The organism is Flavobacterium shii (genome assembly GCF_025847235.1).
GTDB classification, from domain to species: Bacteria; Bacteroidota; Bacteroidia; order Flavobacteriales; family Flavobacteriaceae; genus Flavobacterium; species Flavobacterium shii.
In genome coordinates, this window is the sequence record NZ_JAOZEW010000003.1 from 110,312 (window position 1) to 133,932 (window position 23,621).

The 23,621-nt window shown below is 32.5% G+C and carries 12 protein-coding genes; 8 read left to right on the forward strand and 4 right to left on the reverse strand.

The window, feature by feature from the left end:
* The first annotated feature begins 22 nt into the window (after nt 1–22).
* The 6 genes from OIU83_RS04165 (at nt 23) to OIU83_RS04190 (ending at nt 15,609) form a co-directional block, all read left to right on the forward strand.
* Nucleotides 23–4,840, forward strand: coding sequence for a T9SS type A sorting domain-containing protein (locus OIU83_RS04165; protein ID WP_264205008.1), 4,818 nt, complete (start codon nt 23–25; stop codon nt 4,838–4,840).
* A gap of 98 nt (nt 4,841–4,938) precedes the next feature.
* Nucleotides 4,939–7,386 (forward strand): hypothetical protein, encoded by a 2,448-nt coding sequence (locus OIU83_RS04170; RefSeq protein ID WP_264205009.1) that lies wholly within the window; start codon nt 4,939–4,941, stop codon nt 7,384–7,386.
* Nucleotides 7,387–7,433: 47 nt separating this feature from the next.
* Complete coding sequence (locus OIU83_RS04175; RefSeq protein ID WP_264205010.1) at nt 7,434–13,787, forward strand: fibronectin type III domain-containing protein; 6,354 nt, start codon at nt 7,434–7,436, stop codon at nt 13,785–13,787.
* Nucleotides 13,788–13,793: 6 nt separating this feature from the next.
* Nucleotides 13,794–14,198 (forward strand): hypothetical protein, encoded by a 405-nt coding sequence (locus OIU83_RS04180; protein WP_264205011.1) that lies wholly within the window; start codon nt 13,794–13,796, stop codon nt 14,196–14,198.
* Entirely contained in the window at nt 14,185–15,177 is a 993-nt protein-coding gene (locus tag OIU83_RS04185) for an HNH endonuclease (protein WP_264205012.1), read from the forward strand. Before OIU83_RS04180 ends, OIU83_RS04185 begins: the two co-directional genes overlap by 14 nt.
* Nucleotides 15,178–15,180: 3 nt before the next feature.
* Nucleotides 15,181–15,609, forward strand: a complete 429-nt coding sequence (locus OIU83_RS04190; RefSeq protein ID WP_264205013.1) for an SMI1/KNR4 family protein — start codon at nt 15,181–15,183, stop codon at nt 15,607–15,609.
* A gap of 269 nt (nt 15,610–15,878) precedes the next feature.
* Here OIU83_RS04190 and OIU83_RS04195 read toward each other — a convergent pair whose 3' ends face one another.
* Together OIU83_RS04195 and OIU83_RS04200 are read right to left on the reverse strand one after the other, a co-directional pair.
* A complete protein-coding gene (locus OIU83_RS04195) occupies nt 15,879–16,919 on the reverse strand; it encodes a PLP-dependent cysteine synthase family protein (protein ID WP_264205014.1) in 1,041 nt (346 codons plus the stop codon).
* Between the two features lie 71 nt (nt 16,920–16,990).
* On the reverse strand, nt 16,991–19,051 hold the full coding sequence (locus tag OIU83_RS04200) for a S9 family peptidase (protein ID WP_264205015.1): 2,061 nt from the start codon (nt 19,049–19,051) through the stop codon (nt 16,991–16,993).
* A 137-nt stretch (nt 19,052–19,188) separates the two neighbouring features.
* On the opposite strand from OIU83_RS04200, the gene OIU83_RS04205 reads away from it, so the two are divergent.
* On the forward strand, nt 19,189–19,509 hold the full coding sequence (locus OIU83_RS04205; protein WP_039115062.1) for a YbaB/EbfC family nucleoid-associated protein: 321 nt from the start codon (nt 19,189–19,191) through the stop codon (nt 19,507–19,509).
* A gap of 140 nt (nt 19,510–19,649) precedes the next feature.
* On the opposite strand, the gene OIU83_RS04210 is transcribed toward OIU83_RS04205, so the two are convergent.
* Nucleotides 19,650–20,669 carry a threonine aldolase family protein gene (locus OIU83_RS04210; RefSeq protein WP_264205016.1) on the reverse strand — a complete coding sequence of 340 codons (1,020 nt, stop codon included), beginning with the start codon at nt 20,667–20,669 and terminating at the stop codon, nt 19,650–19,652.
* 573 nt (nt 20,670–21,242) lie between these two features.
* Between OIU83_RS04210 and prfB the strand changes: the two genes are divergently transcribed.
* Nucleotides 21,243–22,344 (forward strand): peptide chain release factor 2 gene (gene prfB / locus OIU83_RS04215; RefSeq protein ID WP_264205017.1). Its coding sequence is split into 2 segments (ribosomal slippage): nt 21,243–21,305 and nt 21,307–22,344, totalling 1,101 coding nucleotides; the frame shifts between segments, so codons are not numbered across the junction.
* A 46-nt stretch (nt 22,345–22,390) separates the two neighbouring features.
* Here prfB and OIU83_RS04220 read toward each other — a convergent pair.
* Nucleotides 22,391–23,299 carry a phospholipase A gene (locus OIU83_RS04220; RefSeq protein WP_264205018.1) on the reverse strand — a complete coding sequence of 303 codons (909 nt, stop codon included), beginning with the start codon at nt 23,297–23,299 and terminating at the stop codon, nt 22,391–22,393.
* Nucleotides 23,300–23,621: the final 322 nt, after the last annotated feature.

Genomic DNA, 23,621 nt, shown 5'->3' on the forward strand with positions numbered 1-23,621 from the left:
ATAACCCAAATATAAAATAATTATGAAAAAACATTACTTACTATTATTATTCTTTATGAGTTTATTGGGTTATTCTCAAGTTGGTGCACTCCAACCAGATGGATCAAGAACAGTAACTATAACCCAACCATCTGCAATAACAATATCCGGAACTGCAATAAATGCAACTGGTTTTGGGAAACCAAATGGTCAAATCAGTGGTTTTGAAATCATAGGAGGTACACCCGGTTATACCCAAACATGGACAAAAGACAATCTAACTTTTACCCCTACCAATTTAAACCAACTTCTATGGGGAGTATATAAAATTAATGTAACCGATGCTAAAAATTGTTTTACCACAAAGACATTTACAATTGATCATCCTCAGGAATTAATAGTAACTCTATCCGGTAATACTCCTATTGCTTGCTTTGGAGGAACTGGAAGTCTTAACGCAGACGTGAGTGGGGGAACAAAAACAATCGGCTATTCTTACAAATGGTACATACTAAATGGAGTAAATTATGACGAGATTTTCGGCAAAACAAGTAATAATCCGACTGGATTAATAAAAGGTACATATAGAGTTATTGTAACAGATAATGCAACTCCTCCAAATAGTACTACTTCTGCCGATATTCTATTAGATCAAAACCCAAAAATAGTTGCCTCTCCAACGGCTACAAATGTACTCTGTAAAGGAGAATCAACAGGAGCAATCACACTAACAATTAGTGGAGGAACAGGGACATATAACGTTTCCTGGACTGATGGTCCTGCAACTCAGAACAGGACAGGATTAAGCAAAGGAACATATCAATATACTATTACCGATGTAAATGTTACCGGGTGTTCCATTACAGGCTCTGCAATTATTACAGAACCAACTATAAAACTAGCAACCAACACGCCTTCTCAAAAACAACCTTCAACACCAACAAGTAACGATGGTGAAATCACTATAAATGCAATTGGTGGAGAAAATGGCTATACTTATATTGTAACTAAAGTTAACGGTACCCCTACCACATACCCTACAAATATAATTACTGGATTAAGTGATGGGATCTACGATGTTTATGTAAGAGATGGTAATGGTTGTACAACAACTTCAGAACGATTTACACTAAAAGCATTGGCTATAAATCTTGTTAATCAAGTTAATATTAAATGTCACGGGGAAAACACAGGTACCTTAACCATTGAGGCAGTTGGTGGAACAACACCATATACCTATAGTTGGTTTGAAGTTGTAAAGGGTATAGAAACCGAAATTCCCTTACAAACTAATCCTACTATTACTGGGCTTACTCTAGGTAAATACCGAATTAAAGTTAAGGATGCTTCCAAAGAAATTTATACAGATTATGATATTACACAACCTCTAGATCCACTTACAGCAACTCACTCTTATACTAATGTAAGTTGTTATGGTGGTAATAATGGAACTATTACACTGGATATTAAAGGAGGAACAGCAGGTTACACAGTTATTTACACAGACATTAAGAGTCCTGTAAAAATAATAGATGCAACCAAATTAATTGCCGGAACATATTCTTATATCGTAACAGATGCTAATAATTGTACTTACAACAGCCCTGCTAATATCACAATTAGCCAGAATGCTCAAGTAACTATAACAAGTATTACACAAACACAACCAACCATAGTTACTGCAAATGATGGAGTAATAACTATTAATGCAGATGGAGGTACAAATACGTACACTTATATCCTGAAAAAAAATGGTATTAGTACCGAATATTCAACTAATGTAATTACTGGTTTAGGAGATGGAGTTTATGAAGTTACAGTTAGAGATGGTAACAATTGTACCACTAGCAGCGAAACAGTGACTTTAAAAGCATTGGCTGTAGCCTTTGTAAATAAAATTGATGTAACCTGTAATGGAGCAAATACTGGTAGTATAGAAGTACGTGTAAGCGGAGGAAAACCTCTATACAGTTACAAATGGTATTACAAACAAAATACAACCGACGTTAATTATACAGAACTTGCTGGTGAAGTAACAAATAGAACCCAAAATTTATACGCTGGTTTCTATAAAGTTGTAGTAACAGACAATGTGAATATTTCGAGAGAGCTAATAATTGCAGAACTAATAGAGAGACCTGCTATAACATGTACTTTTGTTCAAACAAATGTAAGCTGTTTTAATGGTAGCGATGCAACTATTACATTGACTATTCAAGGAGGGACGGGAGATTACCATGTCACTTGGAACGATGGTATCACTACAAAGGATAGAACAGGAATTCCACTTGGCGACTATTCTTTTACTATTACAGATGATAATGGATGCTCGTATTCGACAACACCTATTCCGGTTAAAATTACACAGCCTTTAAAACCTCTAATTATAGCTTCTTATAATAAAATTGAAGCAAGTGGTTATAGCTTAAAAAATGGTAGTATTGATATCGTAGCAGCCGATGGAACATCCCCATATACTTATCAATGGTATCAAGGTGCTGGTAAAACAATAATGGCAGGCAAAAAGAATACTTTATTAAATGGAATTGGTCAAGGAACATATACTGTTGTTGTTACAGATAAAAATCTATGTACAACAGAAACAACCTATACTATTTATCAGCCGGATGAATTATTAATTACAAATATTTCTCAAACTCAAGCTATAAAATGTTTTGAGAACAAACAAGCTATTTTAAAAGCGACTATAACAGGAGGTGCACCAATTGGTGTTCTAGATGCAGATAAAAATTATGTCTATAAATGGTATAATAAATTAACACCAACTCTTGTTGCCTCAACAACAAATCCTTCCGAAACATTGCTTGCTGGAGATTATATTTTAGAAGTTTCAGATGGATTTGGGAATAGTTATACTTCCGCCCCAGTCACTGTGATTGAACCGGATCTTTTAAAAATTAATTATACCCAAAAGAATGTTTCTTGTAATGGAGATAGTGATGCCGAAATTACAATTGCTATTACTGGAGGTACAGGACCATATAAAATTGTATGGAGCACAGGAAATAATGCAAATCAAAATACATTAGACAATCTTATGGCTTCAACATATAATGTTACTGTAACCGATGCCAATCTTTGTGAAACAAAACAAGAAATCATCATTACCGAACCAAATCCAATGGGAATAATAGTAGTTAAAACTCCCCCATCGGCTTTAGGAGTAGATGATGCGAGTATTAAAGTTACAGTTGTTGGTGGAACTCCAAATTATAATTTCAAATGGTATGATAAAAATGATACTTTAATCTATACCGATGACAATAAAGAATCTAATAGTATTTACAATATTTATGTAGGTCAATATTTTATCACTATAACCGATGCAAATGGTTGTTTGATTGATAAAAGAGATTTAGATAAAGTTGATCCTTTGTTTATTAAATTGGCTCAAATTAACATTGTAAAATGTAATGGTGATGCTACAGCAAGTATAAAAGCAATTACTTCTGGTGGACTTCCGGATTATTACTACAAATGGTATGATGTAACCAATCCAAACTTAGTTATTAGCGAAGCCGAAACTTTAATAAATGCCAAAGCAGGGACTTATTATGTGATTGCAACAGACTATTTTGGTAAATCTATTCAAAGTGAAAACCTTACAATTACACAACCTACAGCTTTAGACAATTCTCTTTCATCCGAATATACTCGTTGTGGTGATGGAACTGATTGGACAATTACTTCGGCAGCATCTGGAGGTACAGCGCCTTACTCTTACTTATGGAATACTGGTGCCCGAACTGCCGATTTAGTCGATACTGTTCCTGGAAATTATTCATTATTAGTTACAGATAATAATGGTTGTACAATCACTAGAAATATAAATATTATTGCTCCTATTCATTTGGCTGCAGCCGAAGTAATAAAAATACCAACATGTTATGCTGGTGGAGATGCTACAATTACAGTAACAGCTTCGGGAGGAAAAGCCCCTTATGTTTACTTATGGAACACAGGCGAAAAATCGAATGTATTAAGTAATGCTTCTGCTGGAGATTATACAGTTACCGTAACCGATAGTAAAGGTTGTATCATTAATCATACATACGCAATCGTAAATCCGCCAAAAGATGTTATAAATCTAGGTGAAGATGTAACATTATGTTTTGACCAAAGCTTGACTATTAATGCAACTATCGATGATGATAAAGCAATCTATTTATGGACGTCCGATAAAGGTTTTACTAGTAACAAACCGATGATTACAGTATCTCAACCTGCAAATTATACAGTTGTTGTAACCAATAAACTAGGTTGTGAAGCTACTGATACCATCAAAATATCTGCTCAACAAACAGCTATTAGTGCCGAATTTGCGATTTCATCACAAGTTTTTGTAAACGAGAAATTCATTATTGTAGATATCAGCAACCCAGAGGCCGATAGTATCGAATGGATATTACCTGCCGACGCAACAGTTAAATCAAAAGATAAAGACTATGCCGAAATGAGTTTCTCCAAGGCTGGTGAATACGAAATTACAATGGTTACCCAAAAAGGAGATTGTACTGCATTTCAAACCAAGAAAGTACTGGTTATCGAAGGAGAATATAAAGATCCTGACACAACCGATCTGCAAAAGAAATTTGATATGAAGATTTATCCAAACCCTTCAAACGGAATATTTACTGTAGATGTCACTTTGGACAAAATAATGGCTGGACATGTCAAAGTATATAATCTAAGTAATAACATGGTAATTGACTCTAAATCTGAAAATGGTAAAGATGCCTATTCTTTCAATTTTAGCCTAAGCGGACTACCTTCTGGAATATATTTCGTCTTATTTGAATCTCAACAAGGAAATAAATTAAGAAAGATAATTATACAATAAGAGATAGTTTTCAAATCAAAAAAATAAAATTGAATCATACAGTCAGAAACAAATAGGGAAATAACCCTTCCCTATTTATTTTCCTAGCAAACATAATAATGAGTTTAAAAAGAATATTATTTTTCACCATACTACTTACAGGCACATTTGGATATTCCCAAAATTTCAATGTCGAAGAAGTAGCCAAATCCAAATTAGTAAATGTTACCGGAGGAGCATCTGCAAATGCAGTCATGTATTCTGGTAATGCTGCGCGAGATCCCTTTACTTATTTCCTTAACGGAAACATAAATATAAATATCGCGAACCTATATAATTTGCCATTTTCATTTTCTTATACAAGTCAAAAATTCGGTTATAACAAACCCGTATTGATGAACCGTTTGAGTATTCACCCATCTTATAAATGGATTACAGCTCATATTGGCGATGTAAGCATGAATTTCTCTCCTTACACTTTAAGCGGACATCAGTTTACTGGTTTCGGAATTGACTTAACTCCTCAAGGCAAATTTAAAGTTAGTGCCATGTACGGACGTTTGGTAAGAAGTAGCGAATATGACATTATTAATACCGAATTGGTACCTACCTACAAAAGATATGGTTATGGTTTTAAAACACAATACCAGCTGGAAAAAGTAAATCTTGGACTTACATTCTTTAAAGCCAAAGATCAAATGAGTTCATTATCAATTCCGATTCCGTTTGAACTTGGTGTAACTCCACAAGAAAATGCTGCCATAAGTTTTGAAACCTCTTTTAAACTTTTCCAGAAATTACAAGTTGTTACCGAATTTGCCAATAGTAGCATTACCGAAGATTCCCGAGTAACATCAAGTACCAAAGCACGAAGTGTTTCATCTCTTTTTTTAAACTCAAACACTACAACTACAAGCTATAATGCTTTTAAAGGACAGCTTGTTTATCCTGCAGGAAAAGGAACTTTAGGATTAGGATATGAATGTATAGATCCTAATTACAGAACATTTGGTGGTTACTATTTTAATAATGATTTAGAAAACATTACTGTAAATGCTTCGCAAACTTTATACAAAGATAAACTGAGCTTAAATTTGAATTTAGGACTTCAAAAAGACAATCTCGATAAACAGAAACAAAGCCAAATGAAACGTTTAGTTTCTGCGATAACTGCAGATTATAGAGCCAATGATAAATTGAATCTTAATTTTAATTATTCAAATTTTCAATCTTATACCAACAGTCGCAACCAATTTGATTACATCAATCAAACCTCAGAATATCAATATCTGGATACTTTAAATTTTAGACAAGTCAATCAAAATGCTGCAATTACCATTAACTATCTACTTAAAAATGATAAAAAGGTAAAACAAGCAATAAATGCCAATTTCAGCCTTCAAGATGCCGTGAACCAACAAGAAGGTAAAACTATTGCAGGTGGTGCTACTACATTTTACAATTCGGGACTTTCATATATATTAGGCTTTCCCGAAAGATCACTTAACTTAACAGCTTCATTAAATAGTACTGTTGGAAAAATGGATACAGGAAAAAACCTAATCATTGGTCCTACCATTGGTGCAACGAAACTCTTTTTTGAAAGAAAAGTAAATACATCATTTTCTACCAGTTACAACACCAGTTATAATAATGGAGATAAACAAAATGATGTTTTTAATGTACGTCTTAATGGTACTTACATTTACATGGAAAAACATAATTTCGGTTTAAATGCAATTACACTTTTCAGCAATTCCAAGACTACAAAAAACAATGATATAACAGCAACTTTTAGCTATTCTTATTCTTTTGATAAAATAAAACTTCGAGTTATAAAGAAAGAAGATAAACTCGAAAACAGGGACAACCTAACTCATGACAACGTTCTCAAAATCAATTTCAAGAACGTTACTTTGGATGGAACCAAAAGTGAAATAATAAAACAATTAGAAGAATTACAACTTCAGCTTAATCCTGTACCAACTGCTGAAACAACCAATCTGGATCATTTATTAACTGTTGCCAGAATGACATTGGATGATGCCGAATTCAAAGAGAAAGTACTAGATTATTTAGATCAATATACATTCGACAAAGAAACCATAAGTAAGTATAATTCCTTACTATCAGATGTTTGCAAAAAACTCCATCAAGAAATGATTCGAAAAGATGAAAGTATCGAAAGATCATATAAAGATGCTATAGGTAAAGTAAACAACCATAAAATGCACGGAGTAAATAGTAGTGAGGTCACAGATAAAATAAGCTACAATACCTATTTAAAACTTGTAGAAAGAAGTAACAAAAACCAACAACAACTTGTTAATCACCGATGGATGCTTCGTGAATTCTCAAACCTTGCAAAAATACCAGCAACCCAATTACTAGCAAACGAAACAATCGCAGGTTTTAGTAAACAAGAAGTAGATACAATTTTTGATATGATTGCTAATAAGAAGCCAGACATCGAAATTATCGAAGGATTAGAAGAAAAAATAATTCCATTTTATCATCAATTAGCAGTCAAAAAAGCTGTCAATGACGAAATTGAATTAAAATATTAAAAAGACTAAAATCTAAAAGTATAATAGTTATAAATAAATTACCCAAAATGCTAAAAAAACTAAAATTACAACTATTCTTAACCCTTGGCTTCTTGCTTTTGGCGTTTACTGGTGTAGCACAAACATATCCTGTTACAATAAGTACACAACTTACGCAACCATCACCTATATACTTAAGTAATTATGCCGATGCAACGACTATAAATAGTCCGATAAAAGTGCAATTGGTACTTAATGATTTGAGTATTTCTAATCGTCAGGTAAGACTTAAATGCTATTTTCAAGGCAATGGAGTTTCTTTCCTTACCAATGATTTTGTAGTTGGAGCCAGAGCACTTTACTTAGAAGGTGGTTTTCCTTTACAACTTACCAATGTCGATTTAGCTCCTTATTTCCAATTTCAGAATATACAAGGAATCAATCCAAACCAATACGCACAAGCACTTCCAGAAGGTATTTACACCTTTTCGGTCGAAGTATATGACTTTGCTACAGGCAAAAAATTATCTCGTAAAACAAGTGTTACAACCATTATCTTCCAGAATGATCCCCCGTTCTTAAACTTGCCGTTGAACAATGCTTCAATCATGCAACAGAACATTCAGAATATCATTTTTAGCTGGACACCAAGACAGATCAATGTAAGCAATGTAGAATATGAATTTGCATTGGTAGAAATTTGGGATAAATACACTCCCGTACAAAATGCCTTTGCCTACTCACCTCCTCTTTATACAACCACTACAAGAGCCACAACTTTACAATACAGCCTATCCGAACCTCAACTAATCCCTGGTAGAAGATATGCATGGAGAATAAAAGCAAAAGCCTTGGCCAATGCCGAAGAAGTTGGTGTTTTTAAAAACAATGGATATAGCGAGATTTATTCTTTTACCTACGAAGTATTTTGTACAGCTCCTCTTGCAATACAAACTACAGGCATAAGCCAAGATCAGGCAAAAATTTCCTGGAGTGGTGATATAGCCAATTATGATTATCAAGTAAACTATCGCGAAAAGAATGCCAACTCTGAGTGGTATAAATTAGTGACTCCGCGTGAATATGCTACAATAAGTAATTTAAAACCTAATACAACTTACGAATATACTGTAGGAGCTTCTTGCGATTTGGGTAAATATACCCATAGCACGATTAAGGAATTTACCACTATGGCTAGTGATGAAATTGCTTTTGTAGGCTGCGGAATAAAACCAGATCCAAAAGATTTGGCAAACAAAAAACCTTTACCAGATCTTTTCCCTAATGATGTTGTTACAGCAGGTGATTTTCCTATTGTAGTACTTCATTCCACTGGTAGTAATGGTAAATTCACGGGTGATGGTTATGTAACGCTACCATTTTTAGAAAAATTCAGAAAACTCATAGATGCCGTTGATGCTTTAGGTGGAGAAAAAACTGATATTGGTAAATTCTCCCGCATCCGAATTACTTTTAATAACATTGGTGTTAACACCGATTTCAAGTTAATCTCTGGAGAAATTATAGCCAGTTATGATGCAACTTGGAGTGGTGTGGGCGATTTAGACCCATTAATAAATGATGTCTTTGGTGATACAGGTAATATTGTACAACATGACGTACAATTTGTTATCGATAAAGTAGTAAAAAATCCTGATGGTACTATTACAGTAACTGGAACAAATGGAGAGTCATTTATACAACCCAAAACCGCCAACGATATAATATTTACAGACAAAGACGGAAAACAATACGCCGTTCCTCCAAATGCAACTACAGGAGATATTCCTCAAACCGGACAATTAGCTCCGGGTGGAATACCTACATCCAAAAATACAAACGGAATGGGTTCTGGCGGAGATGTAGCACAAATCTCTTCAGAAGATGTTACAATTGAATTTTCTAAAGGCAATGGGTTTTATGGTTTTGATGTTGCCCCTGCAGCAGATAATGGAACTCTAAGTAAAACTTATGAGACTATTCCGAAGAAAAATGGAAATCCGTATAAAGTAAATTACAAAGCAATTTCCGATAGTCCAAATAGCACAGACATTGTAACAGCAACTGCTACATTCAAAAACGGAAAAACAGCGAGTGATATCGTCTTTAAAACCCAGAACGGTACCGAAATAAAATCTACCTGGTCTGGTAATACAGCTACTATTGAGTTAAAACGTACTTTAGATTTTGCTAAAGAAACCATTATAGCAACTGTAAAACCTACTGCGCCAAAAGATCCAAAAGACCCGAAAGCAGTTGCAGGCAACTATGATATTGCAGGAACAATGAATATGTGGCATTTAACACAAAAAAGCATAAATCTAAAAGTGATAAGCATAAATAATGCTTCTATTACTAATGTTGAAAGTGATCTTAATGCCATATACAACAAAGCTGGAGTTAAGTTTAATGTAGCAACCCAAAATGTAAACCTACCCGCTAGTTATTATCCTAAAAACACAATTGAGTGTGGAGATAGTGGTTGGTTAGCACAATATACTGCCGAACAACAAGCCATAATTGCTTACATTAAAACACAAATAACTTACGAGAAAGATTCCTATTATGTCTTGGTTACAAATATTCCTTCATCCAAAGGTTTAGCAGGTTTTATGCCGCTAAAACGCCAATTTGGATTCATATTTAGTAAAGCAACAGATAAGGATGAAGACAAAGGCAGTACTGTAAAAGTCATTGCACACGAATTAGGACATGGAGTTTTTGGATTGCAACATCCATTCACAGAATACAAAACTACCACTCCTACCGATTTATTAATGGATTATGGTACAGGTGCAGAGTTTAGTCACAACGACTGGCAAGTTCTTCATGCTTCTGGATTGCAATTGTATTTATTCCAAGGTGATGAAGCTGGCGAACATGTTGAAGTAGGCAATATGGAACAATTATATACTAACTTTAAAAATAATGATGGTTCACTTACTTTTTTAACACCAGCAGGAAAACCATTCACTATTAAAGAACCTATAAGTAGTGTTGGTTTCTCCTACTTTGATGATAATTGGTCAACAGATAAATCGAATTTTGAAAATACTGTTTTCCCTATTGGTACTTTAAAAAAATTCACCCTAACAAATGGTAAAACTTATTCAATTGCTCATCCTGTCAAAGATGATAATCAAATAGATATTGTAGGATATGCTGAACTCGACAAAAATGGACAGGCAATCCAGAATACATTGTATATTGATAAAATAAGTTTTGGTCTAAAAGATAAAAATATTATTGTTGGTATTCCTGCAATTGAAAAAGGTCAACTTCTTTTCAAAGTTCAAAAAATAAATAATTATGCAAATTTAGATGTACCAAAAGACAATTATGGTAGTGGTCCACAAAAAAGTGTATATTTTTTGGATACTTATATAAAAGAATTTAAACAAGGAATAAATATTTCAAGTTCAATAAGTCCTCTGGATATAAATGAACTTTATTTCATAAGCGAATTCAGCAGTGATTTATACGGAATGAATGCACTTCATGCTATTCGCATCGCTTACTTTTTACGTAATAACCCGGATTTAATTAATTGTTTGGGTTATGCGCAAGATCAGGTCGGAAAAGATGTAACCTTAAGATTTAATAAAGAGATGAGAGACGGTTTACGTGCATCACTCTCTAAAAATCAAGGGACAACAAGAGTATCTATTACTGCTTTTTATGCAGACATATCAAATGATGTTAAAAAAGATATTTTTACATCAACAAAATATTTAGCTAGTCTAGATGCTATTCTTCACACTTATTATAACGAACTTAAAAACAAAGGAAATGTTTCAACTGATTTGTCACTAAGTGATTTATCAGAAGTAATTGATGGTTTAGGTAGAGAATGTTTACTAAGTAATATTCCAATTGAAAAAAGAATAGAGTTTCTAAAACAATATAAAACCTGGAAAATTTCTGGTTCAAAAGAAGATATGCTTCTTGAATTATTAATAAATATAAGACCAGATGATATTTCTAAATTACTGACTAAATTATCAGAAGACAATTATGAATTACTAAGAGGATTATACAATGATATGAATAGTAAAGATGATTATTATACATTACTATCAGTTATATCTGCTTATGTTACAGAACAAAAAAAGAATTCTGCTGAAGCAATTGGTTTGCAAGGAACCTGGAAAGCAGGAGCAGAAAAATATGTTTATGTATGTAAAGATGCTATGCATATTTTAACCTGTGGTGTAGAAATAACAGAACTTAATGAAGCTAATGGAAAAGTTATTATTAAATTCCAGGACTTCTCAAATACATTCAATAACAAACCTGTTTTTAAAACAGTAGAAGTGAATCCTTTTGATTTAATTCGAATAAAATTTGAAAATGATTTCGACATTAAAAACACTAATGGTAAAGAAATAAAAGAGGGACAAGAAGCAATAGTACCTGCAATTTATCTTTACTGGATAATGAAACAGCAACAAGATAAAACGACAGCTATACAGCTTAGAATTGCTTTAGATATTTTGGCAATTATTCCAGCAGTAGTTAGTGCAAATCCTGAATTAGTTGTATTAGTTGATGCTGCAGTTGCAAGTACAGATATTGCTTTTCAACTTTCTTCAGATGCTATTAAAACATCTGACAATAAAAAGTTAAATGCTTTTGTTGATTTATGGGATCAAGTTTATGTAACTTACTCTTTAGGGCGATTATCATCGAGCGTTTTGAGTGGAGGAAATGGTGCCGCAAAAATAATATTTAACAAAGAAAACCTAAATAAAACTATTGCAAGAGCTAAAGCTATTCCTGGTGAATTGGGTAATATAAGTCAGTCTTTTTATAAATTATATAAAGCAATTAAGAATAGTGAAAATATAACAGTTGTTACAACAAAAAAACAAATCTTAGAAAACACTATTTATGGTAGTTATATAGAAATAACTTTAGCTGAAAAATGTACTATACTAGATGAATTTAAACTATTATTCCAGAATGATAAAATAATTGTTGGCGTTAATGCAAAAATGACAAATGGAGCAAATTATGCTCAAGGGGTTAGTATAGCAAGTATTACTGAAACAAATGGAGCTTTAATTTTATCAGACTTACGAACTTTACCAGCTACTTATGCAGGTACAACAAAAGTTGTAGAAACCATTAAAAATATAACTATTGCAGGTAAAGGAGCTCAAACAATTGAAGTTATTACTACCGATGTTGGTCAATTTTATGCAAGGCAACTTATAACTAGTACAGAGAACGTTAACTTTTTAGCTTCTGTAGAGAAAAATTATCCAACAATTTTCAATAAAATTAAAAATGATACTTCATTAAAAAATAAGTTTGAAACAGATTTCAAAAATACAAATACTTCAGTTTTAACTGAAATTGAAGATATTGCTCATTTTGAAGATGATTATAATTCTTTTGTAACATTATGGAAATCTGCAAGCAGTACCGAATTAGCAAATGTTATAAAAGACTTAGATAAATTTAAAGCTTGGTGGTATCCACAAAAAATAAAAGTCGTAGATGAACTATTTACAAATCAAAAAGCTTTTGAAGGCACACTTAATAATAGATTTACTAACATTGAAAAAATTCCAAGTTCGGTAAGAGGAGAAGTGTGGAATTACTACAAACAACAGAAATGGGATAAACTAGAATCACTTTTTAAAGAATACAAAATCAATCTTCAAGTTGTACAAATAGATCCAAAAACTAAGATAGAGATAATATGGCCACCAGCAAATGGAGGATTTAATAAATCAATCGTATCATTGTCAAAAGGAAAACATGATCGTTATGGTGCTGTTTATAAAATAGAGAATGGTGTACCAATATTAACTGGTACCTTTACCAGCCCAATGGAAAATGGTAATTCATATTCATTTTCACAAAGGGCACTAAATTTAACTGAAAATAAATATGACGTTTATTATGAGATAGAAATATTAAAACCCTTGCCTTTTCAAGGTGAAAAAACAACCATAATACCATGGTTTAAAGAATTAGGTGGAGTTGGCGGTGGTCAACAAATTATGTGGAGAACAGATAAAGATGTCGATGGCTATAGTAAATCAATGACTAAACTATCTGAAGAAGGATTTATAAAAATTACTATTAAGAGTTCTCCAAATAATAAATATCCAGAATTAGTTAATAAAACTATTATTAATGGAAAATTAAGTGGTGATCATCCTATTTTTAATAAACTAAATACTATTGGAAATGATGTTAATGAACTAAACTCCTGGATAAACCAAACGGGGATTCCAGAAAAACTTTTAAATAAACTAGAAACTTTGAGCATATCTGAATTGAAAACATTAAGTTCTGATATTAAAGAAACTACATCTTTGCAAAACTTATTAAAAACTAATCCTGAAAATGGCTTGGAAGCTTGGAAAATCTATAGAGAAAATTTGCCAACAACAATTTTATGCAAATAAATTATTATGAATAAAATTTCAATTATAAAAAAAATACAATTGGGAGAAAATACTTTTCCAATTGAAAATCCTTATTCTCAACTAAGTTTTAGCTTCTATTGTGCAAAAGGAGGAATAAAGCACCAAACTATTCTATCAATAGAAACATCATTTTTATTAAATTCGTTGATAGATAGTGGTCAGATTGATAATACTGTTTTAGCTCAAAATGAAATAGATAAATTGCAAAACTTGGAGGATAAAAAAAGAGATTTCCCATATAGGTATCAAATATTTAATCCCGAAGAATGTCATAATACTTATCTCCTCATCTTTGATATTTATGAATACAGAGGATATTACAGTTGTACTGTGTATGGAGTTTTACAAATCGAATCAACAATTTTAATTAATGACTATGAAAAGAATTAATAAATTTATATTAGCGTTACTTTTTGTTTTCTCTGTAGTACAATTATATCCAAATTCAAACGCTACAGAGTGTCCTATAGTTTCATTAGCAAATGATATATCCATTTCTGGTACTGAATTCAAAGCTTTAATTCAAAGTCCAGAGATTTTCAAAGCATGGAATCTATTAAATACTGAATCTCCTGCTATTCGAACTAATATTGAAGAGCTTAAATTAGTTTCAAAAAACTTAGATGAAATCAATAAGGCTGGCGGCTATTTAAAATGGAAGGCAACTATTAAAAAAAGTTTAGTTCCATCCTCCCTCATTACAAAAATAACAGAAAACGGAGCGCAAAAATTAAAAGCTTGGACAGAGAGTAAGAACATAACGTACAAACCGCGTGTAGGCGAAAGTATATCAGGGGCATCTGTCGAAGCTAAAATATTTGATGATTTAGAAAGCATTATTGACAATAAAAAAGTTCTGGAAACCTTAGAGGATGAACAAGGTAGATTATTATTTGTACTAGAAAGACCAGGACAAACTCATCAAGTTCTAACATTGCATCCTACAAATTCTGGAGAATTTAAAATGACTATGTTTCAACCTGCATATAATCCAAATTTAAATCCTAACATATCTGTTCTTCCAAGTACTAACAAGCTCGTTCCAGATTATAAAGGAACCCGATACATGCATCCCGACAATACAGCTTACCTGGCTAAAAATAATGGAAAAGGAATACTAATAGAAATGCAGGGAACAAGAGCTAAAGATTTTAGTGAGTCATTCAAAAAACTCGGAATTAAGGCTAGTGAAGCAACTGATTATACTTGGCACCATATGGATGATTTTCAAATTATCGATGGAAAACCATATTGTACAATGCAATTAGTATTAAGTGAAGGACACGGTGGTAGTGGCATTACTGGTATGGCACACTCTGGCTCTGTTGCACAATGGAAAGCATATTTCGGAATTACTATATATCCATAAAAAATGAGAAAATTAAATCTATATCCAAGAATGGGTGACTCAAATATGAGACACATCGAAAGTATCATTAGTGAAAAACTACCTGAATATTTTAAGGATTTTCTAAAACTAAACGGAGGATTGAGTCATTATGAAAGATATTTTATAGATCATGACAAAACTGTCTGGGAAGTTAAAAATTATTTAAACTATTCTGATTTATTTAAACTTACTGAGGAGTTTCTTAAAAATTATCATCGTAAACTTGTTCCTTTTGCTTTAGATATGGGAGGATGGCATTTTTGCTTATGTCTAGATGAAGGTCCAGATTATGAAACCATCTTAGTTAACCGCTGGACAGATTATCTTCCTGAAGAACAATTTTTAAAAATTGCAGATAATTTTGAAGATTTTGTGAATAGCCTAAAGATTGAAGAAGAAATAAATTTATAATAATTTATACAATTCTCATGATACTTTACTTAAAATTCAAATTATTAAATTCCCTCGCTGACGAAGTCTCCCGACTTCATAACGACAACGATAGGCTACTAAATAGTTTAAAAGCATATTAAAATAGGTACAAAGTAGGGAAACCTTCACTTAGTATAGCTTCACCATACCAATAAAATTTAAAAAAACAAGCCAACTCTCCTACCCCTTAAAACATAAAAAACTCCAGATATCTCTGGAGTTTTTCTATATATAAAACAATATTTTATCTACTTTACAAATTCTATTTTCTGAACTTCTTCTTCGTTTACACTATCAAAGAAGCCTTGTTCATTCATCCAATCATCGCTAAATACTTTACTCATGTAACGCGAACCGTGATCAGGAAATATTGCTATTATATTACTATCTTTTGTAAACTCACCTTCTTCTGCATATTGTTTAATCGCTTGCATTACCGCTCCAGATGTATATCCTACAAATAAACCTTCTTTTCTGGTAATTTCTCTTGCCGAGTGAGCACTTTCTTCATCGGTAACTTTTATAAACTTATCGATAATATCAAAATCTGTAGCCGAAGGGATAAGATTTTTACCTAAACCTTCTATTCGGTAAGGATAAATTTCTTTATTGTCGAATTCTCTTGTTTCGTGGTATTTTTTTAATACCGATCCAAAAGCATCAACACCTAGAATACGAATATTTGGATTTTGCTCTTTTAAGAATTTTGCAGTTCCCGAGATTGTTCCTCCAGTTCCGCTACAAGCAACAAGATGTGTAATCTGTCCTTTTGTTTGTTCCCAAATTTCTGGTCCTGTGCTGTTATAATGCGCATCAACATTTAATTGATTAAAATATTGATTAATATAAACCGAACCTTTAGTTTCCTCATGCAATCTTTTGGCAACATTATAATAAGAACGCTCATCATCTGCAGAAACGTGAGCAGGGCAAACATATACTTTGGCTCCTAAACTACGTAACATGTCGATTTTATCTTTGGATGATTTTGAGCTAACAGCAAGAATGCAATTATATCCTTTTATAATGCTTACCATTGCTAAGCTAAAACCTGTGTTGCCCGAAGTAGTTTCGATAATTGTATCTCCCGGAGATAAAATCCCTCTCTTTTCGGCCTCTTCAATAATATATAATGCGATTCTATCTTTTGAGGAATGTCCCGGATTAAAAGCTTCTACCTTTGCGTAGAAATTACCTTCTAACTCTTCGGTGATTTTATTTAGTTTAATAAGCGGGGTATTGCCTATTAATTCTAAAACGTTGTTGTAAGCATTTATTTCTTCTTTCATAAAAAAATAGTTAATCAAGGGTATTTTTAAATTAACCTTGACAGGTTGCAAATTTAACAAAAAAAATCTAATTAGATTTTAATTTTCTCTAAATCTAATAAAAAACTAAACTCTTTGGCAAGTTCCTTAAGGGCTTCAAAACGCCCGGAAGCACCGCCATGACCCGCATCCATGTTCGTATTTAAGAATAATAAATTATCATTAGTTTTTTTATTTCTTAATTTCGCGACCCATTTAGCTGGTTCCCAATATTGCACCTGAGAATCATGTAACCCAGTAGAAATGTACATATTAGGGTATTTTTGAGCAGTTATGTTGTCATATGGGGAATAAGACAACATATAATCATAATATTTCTTCGTATTGGGATTTCCCCACTCATCATACTCTCCAGTAGTTAACGGAATAGTATCATCTAACATTGTGGTCATGACATCAACAAACGGTACCTGAGCAATTACACCATTGTATAATTCCGGAGCCCAATTCACGATAACGCCCATCAAAAGCCCACCTGCAGAACCTCCCTCGGCATATAAATGCTCTGGTGAAGTATATTTTTGGTCAATCACATATTTAGAGCAATCGATAAAATCTGTAAATGTATTCTTCTTTTTTAAGAGTTTTCCATCTTCATACCATTGTCTCCCTAAGTCCTCTCCTCCACGGATATGCGCTATTGCAAAAACAAAACCTCTGTCAAGTAATGATAATCGTGTTGACGAAAAATAAGTATCCATTGTGATTCCGTATGAACCGTAGGCATAAAGCAATAATGGGTTTTTACCATTTTTTTCCAATCCTTTACGGTAAACCATAGAAATTGGCACTTTTACACCATCGGCGGCAGGAGCCCAAATGCGTTCTTCGATATAATTATTTTTATCAAATTTTCCTCCCAAAACCTGTTGCTCTTTTAGAACTTCTTTGGTTTTCGTCTTCATATTAAAATCAATAATCGAAGATGGAGTTGCTAATGATTGATAGCTATAACGTAAAATATCGGTATCAAAATCAATATTTGTAGTAGTAAAAGCACTGTAAGTTTCACTTCCAAAAGGCAAATAATAATCAGGTTCATCATTCCAAGGCATAATTCGGATGTGGTTTAAACCATTCGAACGCTCTTCTACAACCAAATAGTTTTTGAAAATTTCAATGTCTTCTAATAAAACATCTTCTCTATGCGGAATAAGATCTTTCCAATTCTTCTTCCCAGTTGCATTTTCAGGCGTTTTCATCAACTTAAAGTTCGTAGCCTTATCTTTATTGGTCAGGATGTAAAAATGATCCTCATAATGCGAAATACTATATTCTAAACCACGAACTCGAGGTTGAAACACAGTGAACTCTCCATCAGGATTATCAGAATTTAAAATTCTATATTCAGTAGTTAATGTACTTCCTGAACCAATTACAATATATTTACGTGATTTTTCTTTACCTACAGACACATTAAAAGTATCATCGGTTTCTTCAAAAACTAAAATATCAGTAGCAGAGTCTGTATTTAATTTATGTTTAAAAACTTTATCAGAACGCAAGGTAACCTCATCTTGCTTGGTATAAAAGATAGTCTTATTATCATTTGCCCAAACAGAACTTCCTGTAGCATTTTCGATTTTATCCGAAAGAATTTCTCCTGTCTCCAGATTTTTTATCTGAATCGTATAAATTCTTCTTCCTACAATATCCAATCCAAAACTTATGAATTTATTATCCGGACTTATACTCAATCCGCCTAATTTAAAATAAGTATACCCTACCGCTAATTCATTACAATTGAATAAAATTTCTTCATCGGCAGTTAAACTTCCTTTTTTTCGGGAATAAATTGGGTAATCCTTACCAGTTTCAAAACGGGTAATGTAATAATACCCATTATAAAAATAAGGAACCGACTCATCATCTTCCTTAATTCTGGCTTTCATTTCCTCATACAATGCCTTCTGGAAATCTTTAGTATGTTCGGTCATACTTTCGTAATAAGCATTTTCCTGATTCAGATAGTCAATAACTTCAGGGTTTTCCCTGTCATTCAACCAAAAATAATTATCAATTCTAACTTCTTTATGTTTTTTTAATGACTTAGGAATTTCTTTAGCTATGGGGGCAGCAATCTTATTTGGCATTTTTTGAATTTTAATTTTAAAATGAATTTACAAAAATAACATAAACGAACGGGTAACTAATTGCTTTTTTATCTAATTAACACTGATTTTAGAAATTGAATTAGTAATTTCGTTGCATAATTTAAAAACAACCGAAAATGGATTTAATGGGAATGATGGGAAAACTTAAAGAAACCCAACAAAAAATTGAAGATACAAAAAAACGTTTGGATACGGTTTTAATAGATGAACAAAGTGCTGATGGATTATTAAAAGTCACTTTGACAGCTAACCGAAAAATAAAATCAATTACAATTGCTGATTCTTTACTGGAAGATAAAGAACAACTAGAAGATTATCTAATTGTGACATTAAACAAAGCAATCGAAAAAGCTACAGATGTTAACCAAACGGAACTTGACGCTGTTGCAAAAATGGACATGCCGATGATTCCAGGAATGGATGACCTTTTTAAATAAAAAGATTCAAAGCCGCAAAGATTCAAAGGTTTCTGATTTTGTAAACTTGAACTTTATAACCAAAAAAAGAGGTGCAATTGTACCTCTTTTTTTTAAACCTTTGTTCCTCTGTACCTTTTTTTAAACCTTTGAACCTTCTTTTAAAACTTCTGAAGCGTTTCCAAAACATAAGTATGCATTACTTGTCTATAATCAAGATGTGTTACAATTCGGAGTTTCCCCTGCCCCATTGAGCTTATTGAGATATTCTTTTGTTTTAATTTTTCTATAAGAACTTGCTCACTAAAATTAGGTTGTAAAGAAAAAATTAAAATATTTGTTTCCACAGGTTCTATTGATGCAACCCAATGTTTAGTACTTAAAACTGCTGCAATCTCTTTGGCTCGACGATGATCATCTGCCAATCTTTCTAAATTATTTTCTAAGGCAAAAATTGCAGCTGCTGCCAAATAACCAACCTGACGCATTCCTCCACCCAATATTTTTCGGATTCTCAAAGCTCTTTTAATATCTGCTTTAGTCCCTAATAACATTGAACCAATTGGAGCACCTAATCCTTTAGAAAAACAAACCGAAATAGTATCGAATATTTGTCCGAATTCTTTAGGATCTTGCCTTCTGGCTACTAAAGCATTCCAAATTCGAGCACCATCCATGTGGAATTTTAAATTATTAGCATCGCAAACTTGCTTTATTTTCTTTAAATCTTCAATTTCATAACATGCACCTCCACCTTTATTAGTTGTGTTTTCAATGCATACCAGACTAGTTAAAGGACTATGATAAAACTCAGGATCATTAATTGCTGCAGCAACCTGCTCGGCAGTAATCATTCCACGATTCCCATCCAATAAACAGCATGAAACGCCGCTATTAAATGAAACTCCTCCTCCTTCATAATGATATACGTGAGCATATTTATCGGCAATTAATTGTTCGCCTGGTTGTGTATGTAATTTTATTGCGGTTTGATTTGCCATGGTTCCAGATGGAAAGAACAACCCTGCCTCCATACCAAACATCGCTGCTACTCCAGCTTCTAGTTCGATAACAGTTGGGTCCTGCTTGTAAACATCATCTCCTACCTGAGCATTGAACATGTATTGTAACATTTCAATACTGGGCTTAGTGATGGTATCGCTAATTAAATTTATTTCCATATTCTAAAAAACTATATCCTTATTTTTTATAAAACAAAATTACGTATTACTAATAGTTATTTTGGGCAAGTTTTAATAAAATTTAACTTGTGAATAACATCAGAACCAAATTAACGTAATATTTATAAAAAACATATAAAACTAACATTATAGTTTTGAATTAAATTTAAAATTGATCAACTATTTTCAAAATATCATATTTACTAAAAAAACAACACTATCCACTTAACGAGGATAATTACTTGAGGTTTTAGAACCAAAAAGTAATACATATAAGTAAAACAAGTCTTAATCTCTATTTATTTCAGAATGCAATTTTGAAAAATCATTCTTACATAAGTTCTATATACGCATACACTCCATGATATAAACCTAAAAAACAAATCTTTAACATTCTTTCAATCCAATTAAATTAATTTCTAAATTATAAAAACTATATGTTATTTTTGTCCAACAAAATTACGTTTTTACTAATAGCTCTTTTAGACAACTTTTATTAAAATCGAACTTCTGAATAACATCAGAATTGAATTAGCGTAATATTTATAAAAACATAAAAACTACTATTAATTTATGACAACTACCGAACAAATAAAAGGTATTGTAGAGCGCCTTGGTGCGTTGAGGAGGTATCTTTGACGTTGATGCCAAATTAATTGAAATTGCCAACGAAGAAGAAAAAACGTTTGCACCCGATTTTTGGAACAATGCAAAAGAGGCTGAGCTCATTGTAAAAAATCTAAGAAACAAGAAAAAATGGATCGAAGATTATAATAAAGCAATCGAACTTACCGATGAGTTACAGCTCGCCTATGATTTTTATAAAGAAGGAGGACTTTCTGCAGAAGAATTAGATGAGCATTTTAAAGCTACACAATTACATATTGAAAACATCGAATTCAAAAACATGCTTTCAGATGAAGGAGATAGCCTAAGCGCTGTAGTTCAGATTACTGCTGGTGCCGGTGGAACCGAAAGCTGTGATTGGGCTGGAATGCTTATGCGTATGTATATGATGTGGGGCGAAAGCTATGGTTACAAAATAAAAGAGCTTAACTTTCAGGCTGGTGAGGTTGCAGGTATAAAAACCGTTACTCTAGAGTTTGAAGGCGATTATTCTTTTGGTTATTTAAAAGGAGAAAATGGTGTACATCGTTTAGTTCGAATCTCCCCTTTTGATAGTAACGCCAAACGCCATACTTCATTTGCATCTGTTTATGTTTACCCTCTCGTAGATGATAGTATCGAAATTGACATTAATCCTGCCGACATCGAAATTACAACATCTCGTTCTAGTGGAGCCGGAGGACAAAATGTAAATAAGGTAGAAACCAAAGTACAATTGGTACATAAACCAACAGGCATTCAAATTCAGTGTTCCGAAACAAGGTCCCAACAAGATAATAGACAACGTGCTATGCAAATGTTGCGATCTCAATTATACGAAATTGAATTAAAGAAACAACAAGCCCAACGTGCAGATATAGAAGCTGGGAAAATGAAAATCGAATGGGGTTCGCAGATACGTAATTATGTAATGCAACCTTATAAACTAGTTAAAGACGTTCGCACAGGTTATGAAACCAGTGATGTAGATGGTGTGATGAATGGTGAAATTGACCCATTCTTAAAGGCTTTCCTTATGATGATGGGACAAAAAGAAGAAGAATCTTAGTCAAAAATATCAAACCCGACAAATTAAAATGTCGGGTTTTTATTTACTAAAGCGGACCAATTAAAGAAATACCAACCCCTATTGTAGTCTGAAGGTTATTATAATCGATTAAGGTTTCTCCAAAACCGTGCGAAACCAAAAGAAATCCTTTTAAATTACCAACTATTGGATAAGACCATGAAACAGCTGTATTCCCTCTGTTTTTATTGAAATTCAAATTATTACTACCTGTTAATGTGAATATGCTTTTATTATTTGTATAAATTATATTTATATCCCCCCGTCCAATATATTGGGTAATATCCGGATTATCATCTTTTTGCGATCGAAGCCTAAGCCATGGCCTCACATATACACTCCAATTATTACGATCAAACCCAAGATGAAAAATAATCCTGTTCCAGCTTCTTGAAAAAGGCAACCCTTTTCCATTTGACTCATGATTAAATGCTACACCAGCCATTCTCATTTTAAAACCTAAAACATTAAAATTAAGCGGATAATTAAAAATAACTTCTGGCTCATAATTAATCTCTCTAAATGGTCTTGACAAACTCTCATTATAAATTTGCCAATTAGACACTTGAGTATAACCAACCCATAGATCACCTTTCCCAAAAATAAAATTGTGGAGGATTTTAGTTTTAAAACTCAACTGAAACTTAGTCTCAATATTATTATAATTCGTTCCAGGAGGAGCAATATACTCTGGCTGACCATTCCCCGAATAAGGTTGTTCATTTGGTGAACTATACCAATCAACAGGTAAAATATAAATAGATTTATATGGCGTTATTAAAAATGTACCATTTGATGATTCAGGAGTCAACTCCCATCTTTCGGATATCGTATGAAGTTCAGCCGGCTTGCTAAACAAGTCTTTAACCTGAGATTGAGTAGATAAAGAAAAAAATAATAAGAAAAAATGTATTTTTTTGACACAAAATAATTTCATAATTTTTTTGTTAAATTTTATGATAAATTTTATGATAAAAGTAGGATTAAAAGATGGCATATAATTACATCATTGTACTAAAATATTGTATCATTAATAGCTTCATTAGCTAATAAAGCTAAATTTAACTGCATAAAAGTCAGTAACCATTTTTTTATATATGCCATTTTTACAAAATTACAAACTGTTAACGAATTAATACTTTTAGTAACAATTTTATAATAATAGAATTGGTTTCATATATTTTTATTACAATAGACAAAAATAATATTAGGTAATTCAATTCTAATTGGTTTTATTTGGCATAAAATACCGCAATCCC